Origin of the sequence: Arthrobacter sp. NPDC058127, from assembly GCF_042884555.1 — a bacterium.
GTDB lineage: Bacteria > Actinomycetota > Actinomycetes > Actinomycetales > Micrococcaceae > Arthrobacter.
Map to the genome: position 1 here is coordinate 11293 of NZ_JBHVTT010000002.1, position 16176 is coordinate 27468.

Here is a 16176-nt window from a genome sequence, read left to right on the forward strand (position 1 = left end):
TGTTGTGGTTGCTTATCCACATACGCCGATACAGGCCTCCAATGCTCGTGGCGAAACGGAGATAGTGGCTTCATGAGCGGGCAACATCTCGAACGGAACCCCAACAATGGTGGAAGCGGGGCGGAGCCAGACCCGGTGTCCGGGGACCCGTGGCTTCCTGCCAGTTCCGGGGAGGTCCTTCTGGTGACGGCGAATGTCAGGTTACAAGCCGAAACAGAAAGGATCGCAGCCGCTGTCGGTGCCAGTCTCCGGACAGTCGTCGATTCATCCGGTGCCTTGCCCCTGTGGGACACCGTGGGGATGGTGCTTCTTGGCAGCGATGTCCGCGAACTTCCGCCCCGTCGTCGTGCGCCTTCAGTCTTGCTGGGCCTCAACAGTGAAGGGGACGCTTTGTGGGAATTGGGAGCGGCGCTGGGGGCCGAACGCGTGGCTGTGTTGCCGGAAGCTGCAGCCTGGCTGGCGGAGCACCTCGGTAGGTCCCAAGATCCGGACCCCGGAGGAATGGTGCTCGGGGTGACAGGAGGATGCGGCGGAGCGGGCGCGTCCACGGCTGCCGTCTGGTTGGCTAACGAAGCGGCCGTCCACGGCATACGGACGCTCCTGGTTGATGGCGATCCCCGCGGAGGGGGCCTCGAGCTTTGCCTGGCCGCCGAAGATGCGCCAGGGCTGCGCTGGCCCGATCTCGCGGGTGCCAGCGGGAGCATCGGCACCGGGCAGCTAAGCGATTCACTGCCCCAAGCCGGAGGATTCTCCTTCCTGTCCTGGCCGGGTAGTCGCGACCGTCCCCTGAGCGCGGAGCCTGGGGCCGTCGCGGCTGTCCTTGACGCGGCGAGACGGGGATTTGAACTAATCATTGTCGATATCGGCCGCGGAACGGAATCGCTTGGCAGCTTTGCCTGGGACTGCGACAGGATCCTCCTTGTGGTACCGGCCCAACTCCGCGCAGCAGTAGCTGCGGCCAGGCTTCTCCAGGAGCTGCCGCCCGTTGACACAGCCCTGGTAATCCGCGGAAATGCGGGTACGGTCCTTGACGGACCCCTCATAGCCGAATCGCTTGGCCTGCCCCTTCACGGCGTTCTCCCCGAACTCCGCGGTACTGCCGCGGCGGCTGAGCTCGGACGCCTTCTGGAATTCGGTAAGCGCAAGGCCGTGCGTCGCTTTGCGGAATCCGTCCTTCAACTACTCGACGACGGAGCAGTATGAGTGCCTCCGCATTCCCGGGCGGCGAGCGTCGACGCAAGACCCGGCTCTTGGACGCCGCGCTCCTTGAAACCGTCCGGGAAACCGTCATGGCCGACGCCGGACCGGTCACTCCGTCACGCGTGGCAGCGGCCGTCCATGCCACGGGCAGGCTGCTCGGGACCGCAGGGGCGCTTGCCGCCGTCGAATCGATCAGCGCCGAATTGAGCGGACTTGGACCCCTCCAACAGCTTGCACACGATGCCTCGGTGACGGACATCTTCGTGAATGGCCCGGACTCCGTGTGGTTCGACCGCGGCAAGGGACTGGAACGGGCCCAGGTGCGATTCGACGGCGAACCTCAGATCCGGGCCTTGGCCTCCCGGCTTGTGGCGGCCGGTGGGCGTCGTTTGGACGACGGTTCGCCGTGCGTCGATGTCCGTCTCGACGGCGGATACCGGGTGCACGCGGTGCTGCCTCCGATTTCCGCCGCCGGAACTTTGTTGTCCGTTCGGATTCGGCGCGAGGAGGTTTTCTCCATGGACGAGCTGCGTGCCGGAGGCATGTTCGGGGCGCCCGTCCAACAGGTGCTGCAGGCCATGGTTGACCGCAGGTTGAGTTTCCTGATCAGTGGTGCCACCGGTTCCGGGAAGACCACATTGCTGTCCACGATGCTCGCATTGAGTAGCCCCCATGATCGGCTTGTCCTGATTGAAGACGCTTCGGAGTTGAACCCGGTGCACCCTCACGTGGTCTCCCTTGAGTCCAGGCACGGAAACCTTGAAGGAGGGGGTGCACTCGACCTTGGCGAACTCGTTCGGCAGGCGCTGCGGATGCGGCCGGATCGGTTGATTGTGGGCGAGTGCCGGGGTGCGGAAGTCCGTGAGCTGTTGACGGCGCTCAATACCGGCCATACGGGTGGCGGAGGCACTATCCATGCAAACACTGCCTCCGCCGTCCCGGCCAGGCTCGTGGCCTTGGGCGCGCTCGCAGGCTTGAGTCGGGAAGCTGTTCAGCTGCAGCTTTCAACAGCATTGGACGCAGTGGTCCACGTCGAGCGGACGCCTGCCGGCAGAAGAGTTTCCTGCATTGGATTGTTGGCGGAGGACGAGTCCGCCCAATCGATCGTCCCCGCCGTTGATCTGCGGGCCGGTGTCGCCGTTGCCGGCCCCGCGTGGAGGGACCTTGCAGCTCGACTTGAGCTGGACCCTGGGCTTTTGTCTGGGCCACTCGGGCCGATCTCCCGCGCAGATCACCTCGGAGCGGTCGCGTGAGCGGATTACTCATTCTGGTCCTGGCGGCCGGTGCGTGGGTGGTCTTGCAGCCATCCCGGCGACTTGGCAAACGGGTAGCGCGCGCTTTGCCGCGTGCTGCCCCGGCTGGGGCTGGCGATGGGGCCGCCGCTGGGGTGCGCATGCCGCGGAAGCGCTCCCGCCCGGATGCATTGCCGCTCACGGTACTCGTACAGCAGTTGGCCGCTCTGCTCCGGGGCGGCCGTTCGACGTCGAGGCTCTGGGAGGAACTCTGGATCGTACACGGCGACTCGGAGCACCGCTTTGCTTCGAGCGACTCCGATGTCCGCAAAGCGCGAGCGAAGGCCCCGGGATTACCGAAGCTGTCGTCTGGGTCTCTCCAGGTTCTCGCGGCAGCGCGGGCGGCCTCGATGATCGGGACGTCGGTAGCCGAAGCCATCAGAACGTCGTCAGGGAAGAATCTTAAGGGCGGGAATCCCGGTGAATACCGAATCTGGGGAGAACTGGCCGCCTGCGTGGACGTGGCGGAGGCGAGTGGTTGTCCGTTGGCCGACGTGTTGACGCGGTTCGCCGCCCAGCTTGAGGCTGAGGACGACGCCGGTGATGCCCGGCAGACTGCCTTGGCCGGGCCGAAAGCCACTGTGCGCCTTCTAACGTGGCTGCCGGTCTTCGGCTTGGGGCTGGGCATGATGCTTGGGGTGGATCCGGTGGGGGTCCTGTTGGCCAACGGGGTCGGATTGGCGGCGCTCGCGGCTGGGGGTGTCCTGACCGTCACCGGCAGAATCTGGTCATCTCGGTTGGTGCACGCCGCGGTGGGCGTTGACTGATGGGCTCGGCATTCCCTGCCATTGCAGTGTCCCTGGTATTGGTCTTTGCGGCAATTCTCGGGCTCGCGCATCAGGGAGGAACCCGGCGGCGGACAGCCTTGCGCATGCTTCGAGGCTCACGCGGGAACAAGTGCCCGCTGGAGAACGCTCGCAGGGGCGAGGCCGTGGGCGCTCCCCGGAATCCCGAGCGGCCGGAAGGTCTGCGAAATGTGCCCATGATCCTTGAGTTGGTGGCGGCCACGCTCGACTCGGGCGCGGGACTCGGACGCTCCCTTGAGTTAATCGCCGGATGCGCTTCCCCGCAGCTCAGCCGCCCCCTGAGGACGGTGGTTGCAGCCCTCGACATCGGAACGGACTGGGAGACGGCGTGGCGGAGTTCGGGCCAACAGTGCGCTGAAGCGCGCAGGCTCAAGGACGCGCTCGCCTTCGCTGCCCTGACCGGCGCGCCATCATCGGCAATCCTTTATGCCCAGGCAGCACGGCTGCGGCGTGAACAGTTCAGGATGGCGGAAAAGCGCGCTGCCGCGCTCGGAGTGAAACTCGTGATTCCGCTGGGTCTGTGTTCATTGCCTGCCTTCATCTGTCTTGGCGTGGTCCCGGTGCTGTTGGCAATGCTTCCGTCCGGGGGATAGCCGGGAGCCCCGCCGTGGATAGTTGTGATCCCCGCCCGGGTCGGCGCTTGAGTTTGCCTCCACACAAGACAGTTTCCCTCCACAGGAACGTTCGGAAGGGAGTTTTCCACTTAGGAGACTTGGGGCCTTTCGAAGCCCAAATGCCAACGGAAGAGTCTAGGTACAGCCGGCAGCCAAGCCGGCCCCGCAGAAAGGAACCGAAATGAACGCAACCGTCGATACCGCACAGGCCCCCCGGACCGCCCTGGCCCTGGCCCTCGCTGCCCCTCCTCGGCCCGAGGCCGAAGTCCTCGAACTGTTCCCGGGCTCGCAGGGAATCAGGCCCGTTCGGCTACCAACCCACTTGCATTCCCACGCCGAGACAGGCCGCGCGCGGCCCAGCGACGATTCGGCCGCTCCGAGACGGTCGAAGATGCGGCTCATGGGGTCCGAGCTCGGTATGGCAACGGCAGAGTATGCCATCGCCACGCTTGCCGCAGTGGGCTTCGCGGGACTCTTGGTGGTCATCCTTCGCAGCGAGGAAGTACGGGGCTTCCTCCTCAACCTCATTCGCAGCGCGCTCTCCCTGCCATGACACCGCTGCGGGTTTCAAAGCATTGCGCCGGGAGTTCGATGCGGCCGCGGGCATCGGCATCGGGGCTCGCCAGGCGCCCCAGACTCGCCGGGCCCTTCAGAACTGCGCGGCAGTGGCCTCCTTCGATCAGACGGCCTCCTCCTGCGGAGAAGCTTCACGGTCCGCGGAGGGACCGCCGGCGAGGGGTCTTTCCTGAGAGCGAATACGGTGCCGTCACTGCGGAATTCGCCGTGGCACTACCTACTGTTCTGCTTCTTTTGGCCTTGCTCTTGGCAGGATCGGCCGCGGGACTTACGCAGTTGCGCTTGGAAGAAGCGGCTAGAGCGGGAGCCAGGGCCTTAGCCCGCGGAGATAGCCACGCAACCGTGAACGGAATCGTTCGGATGCTGGCAGGCGATGCCGCCTCGACTGTCGTTGCGGAAGACGGCGAATGGATCAACGTCACGGTCTCCGACAGGGTCGTCGGTCCGTTGGGTTCCCTCATCCCGTGGAGGCTTTCGGCGACGGCATCAGCAAGGGGAGAGGCTCCGCAGTCGTCATCGGCCACAGTGCCACTGCTTGCGGACCGAGACGGCGTTGTTGACTTCAAGGGCGCTGTGCCGGTGACGGGGCTCCACGCTTCTGTGGAAGAGGTCGCGGCGTGAGGGCTGGTAGCGCCCGCGCCGGCGATTGCGGTCGCGTTCTTGAACACGGCTCGGGAACCGTCCTGGCTGTTGCCCTGGGCCTTGTCGTCATGATCTGCTTAGCGGCGGCGTTGACCCTTTCCCAGGCCATGGCGATGGCCCACCGCGCAGCGTCTGCCGCCGATCTCGCTGCGCTCGCAGGAGCCGACGCGGCCCGTGGCCTGACAGCGGGAGACCCTTGCGTGGTCGCCAGCGAAACTGCGGCACGGCACGGAGCTTCGCTGTCGGCGTGCACAGTGGGCGGAGACGGGATCGTGGAGATCCGCACTGAGCTGGACCGCGGCGCAGTCTTCGGGACCGCGACCGGCCGCTCCCGGGCCGGGCCGCCGCCCTAGACGTGTACCTAGGTCGCGTCACGCAGGAGCACGTTGATCAGCGTGACCGCGGCGTCCTTGTCCAGCGGGTTGTTCTTGTTGCCACATTTGGGGGATTGGACACAGGAAGGGCAGCCGGTGTCACACTCGCATGCTTCGATGGCGTCCCTTGTGGCGGTCAACCACACTTTGGCTTTCTCGAAGCCACGCTCGGCAAATCCGGCGCCGCCTGGATGGCCGTCGTAAACAAAGATCGTGGGAACTCCGGTGTCGGCGTGGAGCGCTGTTGAGACTCCACCGATATCCCAACGGTCACTTGAAGCGACCAGCGGGAGAAGTCCGATGGCGGCGTGTTCCGCGGCGTGAAGCGCACCAGGGAACTGGGCCTCGACAAGGCCCGCGCCAGTCAGTGAACGGTTGTGAACCACAAACCATACCGCCTTGGTGAAGAGATCCCTGGCTCCGAGTTCCAGCGGTTCTTCCCCCAAAACCTCATTGGAAATCAATGCCTTACGTTGGAAGGAAACCACCTGCGTTGTTACCTTCACTTCGCCGAAGTGGACCGCGACATCCCCCCATTCCACGCTGCGGAGAGTCTGCAGGACCTCGATCTGCGTCACGTCACGTGCAGTCGTGTAGTAGTCCGGGTTGGTTCGACGAACCACCACGCAATGGTCCTCTTCGTTCAGCTCCTCGACCAGGTAGCTGTCGCCTTGGTGGACATAGATTGCACCCGTATGCGCCTGGTAGTGCGTCTGTGGCGAGTCCATGGTGCCCAAGAGGGAGCCGGTCTCGGAGTCCACGATGCTCACGGGGCCGCCGCCATCCGCGCGGAGGTTCACCATGGCAGCGGCGCTCTCGGGATGGGTCCAGAACCAGCCCGCAGGCCGTTTCCTCAGGTACCCCTGTTCCACCAGCTGATTCAGCAGGGATTCGGACGTTGGCCCGAACAGGTCAAGTTCGGCCACACCGATCGGGAGCTCGGCCGCGGCCGCGCACAGATGGGGGCCGAGCACGTAGGGGTTTCCGGGATCGAAGACGGTGGCCTCGACTGACACATCAAAGATCGCCTCCGGATGGTTGACCAGGTACGTGTCCAAGGGGTCGTCGCTGGCCACGAATGCTGCAATGGCGTTTTGGCCCGCGCGCCCTGCCCGTCCGATCTGTTGGAACAGGGACGCCCTCGTCCCTGGCCAGCCGGCCACCAGAACCGCGTCAAGCCCGGAAATGTCGATGCCCAATTCCAATGCGGACGTGCTGGAGACTCCAAGCAGCTCGCCCGAACGCAAAGCCTTTTCCAAGGCCCGTCTCTCTTCGGGGAGATACCCGGAGCGGTACGCGGCAACCCGCTGGGGCAGGCTAGGGTCCACCTCATCGAGGAGGCGCTTGGTGATAGACGAAATTGTTTCTGCGCCGCGCCTGGATTTGATGAAGGCGATGGTCCGCACACGGGAGGACACCAGATTGGCCAGCAAGTCCGCGGTCTCGGCGACGGCGGTCCTCCGGGATTTTGCCCCGTTTTCGCCCTTCAGCTCGGTCAGGGCTGGTTCCCAAAATGCCACCGTGGTGGAGCCATGCGGAGAACAGTCCTCGGAAACTTCGCGGACGGGAGTGCCGATGAGCCGGGCAAAGGACGTGCCAGGGTCCGAGGCCGTCGCCGACGCCGCAATGAACACCGGCTCAGGAAGGGAGGTGCCGGCACCGTAGTAGGCACAGATTCGCCGGAGCCTCCGCATGAGGTTGGCGACGTGCGACCCGAATACTCCCCGGTAGCTGTGGGCCTCGTCCACGATGACGTACCGCAACCTACGGAAGAAACGGGCCCACCACGTGTGGTTGGGCAGGATCCCGAAATGCAGCATGTCGGGGTTGGCGAGGATGAAATTGGCATGATCGCGGATCCAGCGGCGCTGGGACTGCTCGGTATCGCCGTCGTACGTTTCCGCCCGGACCGTAGGGAGCTTGAGCGCGCGGATCGCTGCCAACTGGTCGGCTGCAAGCGCTTTGGTGGGGGAGAGGTACAGGGTGACAGCACCGTCGTCGTGGATCTTGCCCGGCTCGGACAGCACACGCAACTCGGAACGGTGGATCGCGTCGAGGGCAGGCAGCTGATAGGCAAGCGACTTGCCGGAGGCGGTCCCCGTGGCAATGACGACGTTTTGGCCCGAATGGGCGAGCTCGGCTGCTTCGATCTGGTGCCGGTACGGTTCGTGGATGCCCAAGGATCCGTATGCGCCAACCACATCGGGATGGGCCCAGCCCGGCCATGCCTCATGGACAGCCTCCCGCGCCGGAATAGTGCGGACATGTCGCAACTGCTCCGGGTCCGGGCTCGTGCCCAGAAGGGAGATCATCGATTCAGTTGCGTTCACGTGAACATTCTGTCATCGCACCGGAAACCGGCTGTCGTCGGCGCCGCCGCAGACCGGTTGTCGGGCTGGCCGCGGACCCGCTGCGGGCGGCTTCCGGCGCAGAAGCCAGCTACGCCAAAGGTCGGCTACGCCAAAGGTCGGCTACGCCACAGAAAGGTCAGTCTCGTCGACCGACTTGGTGGACATCATGAGTACCTGGCACACATGCTTCCAGCCAAGGTGCGAATAGAGATGCTGTCCGTCCAAGGAGGCCAGGAGGAGGCCACTGTCAACATCGTGTTGAAATGCCTGCGCGGCGAGGGCTTTCATGATGAAACTGCCCAGTCCCCGGCGCTGGTAGTTGGGTTCGGTGACAATCTTGTCGAACACCGCTGTCTGCCTGACCACGAATACCTGACCGCTGGCTGCCACCTTTTCGCCGGCATGGACCACCGCGTAGTGGACGCCCTTGCTTTCGGAAGTCGCGAGCTTGAGGTCGTCATCCGAGAGCCACGGATCTTCGGCATCCTGCGTCCCCATGTCCACGATCATCATGGTCTGTGAATCCGAAGTGACGTTCAATCCGTTCTCGCGAGCCAATTGGGTGTAGCGTCCGACGTCGTTCGTGAGGATCGTCAAGATACGAGTGTCCGCCTGGGCTGTCTTGGCGGCCAGCTCGGCGAACTCAGCGTCCGATGGGTCGTGCGCGAAGTATTCCCAGTCGCCGGTTTTGTCCGCACGCAGGGCTGCCGGGAACCGGCCTTCTTTGCGCGTTTCGTAGCTCCGGGACCCAGACCAGCCAGCCACCCAGACTTCGAGCAGCTCAGCGATGTCTTCAACCAAGGCGTCGTGACTCATGTAGAGAGACTATGCCAGCGGTCTGGGAATCAACAGGGGCCGTCAGTAACAGCTCCATTAACACTTAGGGCGGCCGGACGGCAGCCCGACACATGGGTTTGGGGCCACCAAGTACCCTTAAATACGTGGCTTTAAACAGAATTGTGCTCTTCTATGGCTTTACTCCGATCGCAGACCCGGACGCCGTTCGGCTCTGGCAGCGCGCCCTGTGCGAGAAGCTCGGCCTGACCGGGCGCATCCTTATTTCGCAGGACGGCATCAACGCCACAGTTGGTGGGGAACTGAACAACGTCAAGCAGTACGTGAAGACCACCAAGGAATACAAGGGCTTCCACGATATCGACTTCAAATGGTCCGAAGGCGGAGCCGACGACTTTCCGAGGCTCAGCGTCAAGGTTCGCGATGAGATCGTGTCCTTCGGTGCCCCCGGCGAATTGAAGGTGGATGAGAACGGCGTCGTCGGCGGCGGCACCCACCTTCAGCCTGAAGAGCTCCACGCACTCCTGGAGGAAAAGAAGGCGGCCGGGCAGGATGTGAAGTTTTTCGACGGACGCAACGCGTTCGAAGCCCAGATCGGCAAGTTCAAGGACGCGATCGTTCCCGACGTCGCCACTACCCACGACTTCATCAAGGAACTCGACTCGGGAAAATACGACGACCTCAAGGACCAGCCTGTAGTCACGTACTGCACAGGAGGAATCCGGTGCGAGGTCCTTTCCAGCCTCATGGTGAACCGCGGTTTCAAGGAGGTTTACCAACTCGACGGCGGGATTGTCCGCTACGGCGAAACCTACAAGGACCAGGGTCTGTGGGAAGGCTCCTTGTACGTTTTCGACAAGCGGATGCACATGGAATTCAGTGAGGACGCCAAGACCATTGGCGAATGCGTCCGCTGCCAGGCGCCCACCAACAAGTTTGAAAATTGCTCCAATCTGAGCTGCCGCAACCTAACGCTGTATTGCGCCGAATGTGCCTCGAGCCCGGAAACGCTGCGTTGCCCGGAAGGCTGCGCAGCCTAGCTCCGGTCATCAGATCCGGCTCACCCGGTACGCGAAGTTCGCCGGCGCATTGGCGGTGATCGTGATGCCCAGGACGGCATCCGTCTCCAGCTGCAGGACCTTGACCCGTGTGGTGCCGCAACGCACCATCACCTCGATGAGCACTTCGCTCCCGTTTCGCACAGTGAATTCGGCGCTGCGGGCACCGCGGCACGCAAGCGTCACCGCATACGTACCCCCGGGAAGCTGGGTCGTTTCTTCGTCGCGGGATTCTCCGGCGGACAACAGGCCGAAGCTGCTGTAGAAGGACAATCCGTTCACGTCCGGAAGCACGTCCTGCGCCCAAGCCTTCATCGCATCGCCCGTGACGGTCTGTCCCAGGGCCGGGTCGCGGGTAAGCACCGGATCCGTGATGACCGCCGACGGCGGACTGCTCGCCGCCGCACGGCCGTCCTCGTAGGTGTATTCGCACGACGACATCGTGCCGCACGCGAGCGCACTGCAAAGCACGACGGCGGGAATCGCGGTCGTCGTCGGTACTTTCAGGGCGCGTGCCCACCCCATAATCCGACTCTACGCCCGGTCTACGCCCGGCTTGAACCGGGAACGAGGCGGCAGTTACGAGGCCGGCACCAGTTGGTACGCGTAGATCACAGGGGCATCCACGCTGCTTGCGCTGATGCTCAGTGGACCGGTCGAGGGAATTTTGATGCGGGACGTTTCGCGGCTGCCATTGCACGCCGCCCCGGCCTCGGTGATCTGAGTACCGGCCAAGGAAACGTCGAAGAATGCCTTGCCGCCGCCGTCGCAGGCCACGGTCAAGGTGTAGCTTCCCGCAGCGACGTTCGCGAAGCTCTTGACCAGGGGGTCTCGGTTCGGGATTTTCCCGGAGTCTTCCACGACCACCCCGGCCGCCGAGGGCATGGTTGTCGCCTTCCACGCGGGGATGTCGGCGTTGGAGACAGATCCCCCGGAGGAGCAGGCCGTCACGGCCAGGGTGCCTGCGCCGATGACCAGAAGTGCAGCGCGACGCCAAGTGGAGGGGTGAAATGCCATGATTCAACGCTACCTGCTCGAACGCCTCCCCGCCGACGCAGAGGCCGACGCAGACGCCGCGCAGAAAGCCAGCCGCCAGCCCCAATAGAATTGCACAGTGACTGATCCCGCAACATCCGCCGTCTTTGGGACCGCCCCCACCACCCTCGACGCTCCCCGCAGCGACCTTCCCGGGCTGCTCACAGCGCTCGCCGACGACCTGCGAAACGTTGGCTACACCGTGGACGGAGTGGCAGGACTTCTTGGAGAGTCCGCCCACTCGGCCCTCGCCCGGGATCAGCTCATCCCCGCGCTCATCGTCACCGAACCGGCTGACTCAGCCGGAGACCCGGCGACGGACCGCACGAAAGCCGCGCTCGCCGTCGTCGTGCGCTTGTGGCTTCTCGCGGTCCCGCAAACCGAAGGCGACGTCGACGCCGCCCTGCCGCGCATCCGCACCGCGGGCCTAATGGAGCTTGGCCTGGTGGAGAAGAACGACGGCGGTGCTGTCGCCGCGAAGGTGGATTTGCGGCCGTACGGCTGGGAATGCGACTCCGGAGCAGACAACAGCGGGAGCGGCGGCGCCGAACTGTGGGTTTCCAGCGATCTCGCTGCCCACCAGCAGCCTGGCGTGCTCCGGCATGACCATGTGCTGGGCATCGGGCAGGCCTCCACGACGCTTGTCCAGACCACCATACGGCGGCACTCGAAACGGGCACTGGACCTCGGGACGGGCTGTGGAATCCAGACCTTCCACCTTCTGCACCACAGCGAACACGTCACGGCCACCGACATCTCCGAACGGGCACTCGCGTTCACCCGTTTCAACTTGATGCTCAATGCCGAGGCCCTCCACCTTGACCCGGCCGATCTCGAGTCCAGGGTGAGCTTGCGGCTGGGCTCGCTCCTGGAACCCGTCGCAGGCGAGGCTTTCGATCTAGTGGTGTCCAATCCGCCTTTCGTCATTACCCCGCGAAGTGCCGGCGAGCATTCTTCGGATCAGTTCACCTACCGCGACGGCGGCCTGCCTGGCGACGACATCGTCGCCAACCTCGTCCGCACGCTGCCCGACGTTCTCGCGCCCGGCGGCACGGCGCAGATGCTCGGCAACTGGGAGATCCCCGCGGGTAGCGGATGGAGCGAACGGCCGGCGTCCTGGCTGGCTGGGTCCGGCACGGAAGCGTGGTTCATCCAGCGGGAACAGGTCAGCCCCGAGCTGTACGCCGAGACTTGGCTGCAGGATGCCTCCGAGGGCCGCGACCGTAAGCTCTACCGCGATGCCTACGCCGCCTACCTGGAGGATTTCGCGTCCCGCAACGTGGAGGCGATCGGCTTCGGTATGATCTGGCTGCGGCGCCCCGAGGACCCGCGTTCAGGAGCAGCGCCCACCCGATTCGAAGAGATCACGTACCCCATCGAGCAACCGATAGGCCCGCACCTTGCCGCGACTGTCGAACGCGCCGACTGGCTCGATGCCCACGAGCTCTCCGAGGCCCACCTGGTGGTGGCCGAGGACGTGACCGAGGAACGCCACCAGCGGCCCGGCGCGGAGCACCCCGGTGTCATCTTGCTGCGCCAGGGCGCGGGACTGCGCCGGACGAACCTGTTGAGCACCGAGCTGGCCGGCTTCGTGTCGGCATGTGACGGCGAGCTGTCCGTCCGCCAGCTGATCGGCGCCTTGGCCGCCTTGCTGGGTGGAGGGGACGACTTCGACGACGGCGCTTTCCGCACCGGGTTGCTCTCCGATGTGGGGAACCTGGTCCGCGATGGCTTCTTGCTTCCCGCGGCATAGGACAATTGCGGCTTCACCGGCGGATAAACTGTTCCGGTGAATGAAGACAATGGGGTATCCACCGGGCTGGCATCCCCGAAGCGCCGGAAACGGCCCGAGAAGACGGTGGAGATCACCGACCCCAAAGCGATCCGTGCGCTTGCGCATGCCGCCCGGCTTGAGGTCATCTCGGAACTGTATTCCACGCAGCTGAGCCGTACGGCTACCGAGCTCGCGGCACAGACCGGGCTCACGCCGAGCGCCATGAGCTACCACCTGCGGGCCCTCCAGAAGTGGGGGATTGTGACTGCCGCGGACAACGAGGGCGATGCACGCGAACGCCGTTGGAAGGCCGCGGGCTCGGACTTCACCATCAAATCCGGCGGCAACGCTCCGAGCCCGGAGATCGCCGTCGTCGAACTCGAACTGGACGCTTTCCGGCGTCGGGCGACTGCCTTCACCCGGGCCCGCGGTGAGCGGCGCCAGCGGGGCGAGGCCGCGAACGAGGCAGCCGCCATGGTGTTGTCCAGCGATCTGCTGTACTTGACCCCGGATCAGCGGACGGATCTCAAGGCCAAATTCCAGGACCTCATCAGGTCATATGAACTTGAGGATCCCACGCGGATTCCCGAAGGAGCGGTGCGAATCGCTACGATGTGGTCGATGATTCCGGACGACCGGACGCCGGCTTCAAGCTAACCCAGACACCGTTCCTCCACAGCACTTGTGCACATGGAAACGCACGATTCTGCAAAATATGGTGAACTAGGCCAATATGGGCACGAGCCCAAGCAATTCATTTTTCTGTAGGAGAACCGTGCCCAGCAAGGCAAAAACCGGCAAGAAACTCGTGATCGTGGAGTCTCCGGCCAAGAGCAAGACCATCGCCAAGTACCTGGGCGAGGGCTTCATTGTCGAGGCCTCGATCGGCCACATCCGCGACCTCCCGCAGCCGTCGGACCTCCCTGCAGAACTGAAGAAGACCTCGGTTGGCAAGTTCGCCGTCGACATCGAGAACGACTTCAAGCCGTATTACGTGGTGTCTCCGGACAAGAAGAAAAAGGTTGCCGAACTCAAGGCCCAGCTGAAAGACGCTGACGCGCTTTACCTCGCAACCGATGGGGACCGCGAGGGCGAGGCCATCGCGTGGCACCTCCTGGAGGTCCTGAAACCCAAGGTTCCCGTCTACCGCATGACCTTTGGTGAAATCACCAAGGAAGCCATCCACCGGGCCATGGATAACCTGCGCGACGTTGACAGCGCCCTCGTGGACGCCCAGGAAACGCGCCGCATCCTGGACCGGCTATACGGTTACGAAATCTCCCCGGTGCTGTGGCGCAAGGTTGCCCGCGGCCTGTCCGCCGGCCGTGTGCAGTCGGTCGTGACCCGCATGGTGGTTGACCGCGAACGCGAACGCATGGCGTTCAAGTCTGCCTCGTACTGGGACCTGACTGGCCAGTTCGGTACCGGCTCCGCGACTTTCAAAGCGAAGCTCGCTGCGGTCGACGGCGCGAAGGTAGCCAGCGGCCGTGACTTCAACGACGACGGCGTCCTCACCTCCGCAAATGCGGTTCACCTCAACGAGGAACTCGCGACGTCGTTGGCCGCCGGGCTGGAGAACGCGGACTTCCGCGTCCGCTCCGTCGACACCAAGCCGTACACGCGCCGTCCCGCGGCGCCGTTCACGACGTCGACCCTTCAGCAGGAGGCCGGCCGCAAGCTGCGCTTCACCTCCAAGAGCACCATGCAGATTGCCCAGCGCCTGTATGAAAACGGCTACATCACTTATATGCGTACCGACTCGTCCGCCTTGAGCGACGAAGCCCTCACGGCGGCACGCCGCCAGGCCGCCGAGTTGTACGGTCCCGAGTACGTGCCGCAGTCTCCCCGGGTCTACGCCAACAAGGCTGCGAACGCGCAGGAAGCCCACGAAGCCATCCGCCCCGCGGGTGACTCCTTCCGCACCCCGGCCCAAGTGGCCAACCACCTGACCGGCGACGCTTTCCGGCTCTACGAACTCATCTGGAAGCGCACCATCGCCTCCCAGATGGGCGACGCCAAGGGCTCCACCGCCACCATCCGCCTCGGCGCAGTGGCTAGCGATGGGCGCGACGCCGAATTCTCGGCCTCCGGCACGGTCATCACCTTCCCGGGCTTCCTCGCAGCCTACGAAGAAGGCAAGGACGAGAGCCGCGGCGACGACGACTCCGACGAAGCCCGGCGCCTGCCCAACGTGGCCAAGGACGATTCCCTCACCGCTTCGGAAATCGCTGCTGTTGGCCACGAGACCTCGCCGCCGCCGCGGTACACGGAAGCATCGCTGACGGCGGAGCTGGAAAAGCGCGGCATTGGCCGCCCGTCCACCTACGCGTCCACGATCTCCACCATCCAGGACCGCGGCTACGTCCGGAAGCAGGGGTCTGCGCTGGTTCCCAGCTGGATCGCCTTCTCCGTGATCCGCTTGCTGGAGCAGCACTTCACCGACTACGTGGACTACGAATTCACGGCGGACATGGAAGGCGACCTGGACAAGATCGCCAACGGCCAGGCAGTCGGTGCCGCTTGGCTCAAGCACTTCTACTACGGTGAAGACGCCGATCCCGGCCTGCTGAGCATCGTCAACAACCTCGGTGAAATCGATGCACGCGAGATCAACTCCGTGCCGATCGCCGAGGGCATCACGTTGCGCGTCGGCAAGTTCGGCCCGTATCTGGAAAGCTCGATCCCCACTGTCGACCCCAAGACGGGCGAGGTCGTGGAGTCGGCGCGTGCCAACGTTCCCGAGGACCTCGCTCCGGACGAGCTCACTGCGGCCAAGGCCGTGGAGCTCATGGAAACGGCTGCCCCCGAGGAACGTGTCCTGGGCGCGGACCCGCACACCGGGCACACCGTGGTTGCCAAGAACGGCCGCTACGGCGCCTACGTCACCGAGGTCATCCCGGAGATGACGGAGGAGCAGCTGGCAAACCAGCCGGTGGAGTACTACAAGAACGGCAAACCCAAGCCGCCGAAGAAGCCCGTCAAGGCCAAGCCGCGCACAGGCTCGCTGTTCAAGTCGATGTCTGTTGACTCGATTACCCTCGACGAAGCCGTGCAGCTCATGAGCCTGCCCCGAGTGCTCGGCGCGGACGCCGAAGGCAACCCCATCACCGTACAGAACGGCCGCTTCGGGCCTTACTTGAAGAAGGGCACGGACTCGCGGTCCATCGGATCCGAAGAAGAGATCTTCACCATCACGCTGGAACAGGCACTCGAGATCTACTCCCAGCCGAAGCAACGTGGTGCCCGTGCAGCCGTGCCGCCTCTTGCCGAGTTCGGTCCGGACCCGGTCTCGGAGAAGAACATCGTGGTGAAGGAAGGCCGCTTCGGCCCGTACATCACCGACGGCGTCACCAACATCACCGTTCCGCGTGCCACGTCCCTCGAGGAGCTGACCCGGGAGCAGGCGATCGAGCTGCTTGCCGAGAAGCGTGCCAAGGGCCCGGTCAAGCGGACCACCACGGCCCGCAAGGCGCCTGCGAAGAAGGCTGCGGCGAAGAAGTAGCCGTTGCCGTGGATGCGCCAGAGCGCTAAGGACACGCATATTCCCTGAGGACACCGGAATTCGGGCGTCCTCAGGGAATACGTGTGTCCCGGGGAATTATCCGTGTCCTCAGTGCAGGGGCGGGCAGCGAGACCGCCGGGAATTGCTTCGGGCGGGG

General features: G+C 64.5%; 15 protein-coding genes. 11 read left to right on the plus strand and 4 right to left on the minus strand.

Translation table 11 applies throughout. The annotated features are described in order from the left end of the window. Positions 1-72: 72 nt before the first annotated feature. The 7 genes from ssd to ACFVTG_RS03405 all read left to right on the plus strand — a co-directional run bounded on the left by ssd (position 73) and on the right by ACFVTG_RS03405 (position 5483). The gene (ssd, locus tag ACFVTG_RS03375) at positions 73-1203 is read left to right on the plus strand and encodes a septum site-determining protein Ssd (protein ID WP_390277973.1); all 1131 of its coding nucleotides are present in this window, start codon (positions 73-75) and stop codon (positions 1201-1203) included. Further along, positions 1200-2453, plus strand: coding sequence for a TadA family conjugal transfer-associated ATPase (locus ACFVTG_RS03380; protein ID WP_390277975.1), 1254 nt, complete (start codon positions 1200-1202; stop codon positions 2451-2453). The genes ssd and ACFVTG_RS03380 overlap by 4 nt, the downstream gene beginning before the upstream one ends. Beyond that, on the plus strand, positions 2450-3259 hold the full coding sequence (locus tag ACFVTG_RS03385) for a type II secretion system F family protein (RefSeq protein WP_390277977.1): 810 nt from the start codon (positions 2450-2452) through the stop codon (positions 3257-3259). Before ACFVTG_RS03380 ends, ACFVTG_RS03385 begins: the two co-directional genes overlap by 4 nt. Then, positions 3259-3891: a type II secretion system F family protein gene (locus ACFVTG_RS03390; protein ID WP_390277979.1), complete on the plus strand. Its 633-nt coding sequence runs from the start codon at positions 3259-3261 to the stop codon at positions 3889-3891. Before ACFVTG_RS03385 ends, ACFVTG_RS03390 begins: the two co-directional genes overlap by 1 nt. A 202-nt stretch (positions 3892-4093) precedes the next feature. Then, entirely contained in the window at positions 4094-4465 is a 372-nt protein-coding gene (locus ACFVTG_RS03395) for a DUF4244 domain-containing protein (protein WP_390277981.1), read from the plus strand. A 38-nt stretch (positions 4466-4503) separates the two neighbouring features. Continuing rightward, positions 4504-5109 (plus strand): TadE family type IV pilus minor pilin, encoded by a 606-nt coding sequence (locus ACFVTG_RS03400; protein WP_390277983.1) that lies wholly within the window; start codon positions 4504-4506, stop codon positions 5107-5109. Beyond that, positions 5106-5483, plus strand: coding sequence for an Rv3654c family TadE-like protein (locus ACFVTG_RS03405; RefSeq protein ID WP_390277985.1), 378 nt, complete (start codon positions 5106-5108; stop codon positions 5481-5483). The genes ACFVTG_RS03400 and ACFVTG_RS03405 overlap by 4 nt, the downstream gene beginning before the upstream one ends. An 8-nt stretch (positions 5484-5491) precedes the next feature. Here ACFVTG_RS03405 and ACFVTG_RS03410 read toward each other — a convergent pair whose 3' ends face one another. Continuing rightward, positions 5492-7816 (minus strand): DEAD/DEAH box helicase, encoded by a 2325-nt coding sequence (locus tag ACFVTG_RS03410; protein ID WP_390278938.1) that lies wholly within the window; start codon positions 7814-7816, stop codon positions 5492-5494. 159 nt (positions 7817-7975) lie between these two features. Then, complete coding sequence (locus tag ACFVTG_RS03415) at positions 7976-8671, minus strand: GNAT family N-acetyltransferase (RefSeq protein ID WP_284754086.1); 696 nt, start codon at positions 8669-8671, stop codon at positions 7976-7978. Positions 8672-8796: 125 nt separating this feature from the next. On the opposite strand from ACFVTG_RS03415, the gene ACFVTG_RS03420 reads away from it, so the two are divergent. Continuing rightward, a complete protein-coding gene (locus ACFVTG_RS03420) occupies positions 8797-9690 on the plus strand; it encodes a rhodanese-related sulfurtransferase (RefSeq protein ID WP_390277987.1) in 894 nt (297 codons plus the stop codon). 9 nt (positions 9691-9699) lie between these two features. Here the strand turns inward: ACFVTG_RS03420 and ACFVTG_RS03425 are convergent, their stop codons facing one another. Both ACFVTG_RS03425 and ACFVTG_RS03430 read right to left on the minus strand, forming a co-directional pair. Further along, positions 9700-10233 carry a hypothetical protein gene (locus tag ACFVTG_RS03425; RefSeq protein WP_390277989.1) on the minus strand — a complete coding sequence of 178 codons (534 nt, stop codon included), beginning with the start codon at positions 10231-10233 and terminating at the stop codon, positions 9700-9702. A gap of 54 nt (positions 10234-10287) precedes the next feature. Next, positions 10288-10725: a hypothetical protein gene (locus tag ACFVTG_RS03430; protein WP_390277990.1), complete on the minus strand. Its 438-nt coding sequence runs from the start codon at positions 10723-10725 to the stop codon at positions 10288-10290. Positions 10726-10822: 97 nt separating this feature from the next. Between ACFVTG_RS03430 and ACFVTG_RS03435 the strand changes: the two genes are divergently transcribed. The 3 genes from ACFVTG_RS03435 to topA all read left to right on the plus strand — a co-directional run bounded on the left by ACFVTG_RS03435 (position 10823) and on the right by topA (position 16019). After that, complete coding sequence (locus ACFVTG_RS03435) at positions 10823-12496, plus strand: methyltransferase (protein ID WP_390277992.1); 1674 nt, start codon at positions 10823-10825, stop codon at positions 12494-12496. A gap of 36 nt (positions 12497-12532) precedes the next feature. Further along, positions 12533-13174, plus strand: coding sequence for a winged helix-turn-helix domain-containing protein (locus ACFVTG_RS03440; RefSeq protein WP_284754081.1), 642 nt, complete (start codon positions 12533-12535; stop codon positions 13172-13174). A gap of 118 nt (positions 13175-13292) precedes the next feature. Beyond that, positions 13293-16019 (plus strand): type I DNA topoisomerase, encoded by a 2727-nt coding sequence (topA, locus tag ACFVTG_RS03445; RefSeq protein WP_390277994.1) that lies wholly within the window; start codon positions 13293-13295, stop codon positions 16017-16019. Positions 16020-16176 lie beyond the last annotated feature (157 nt).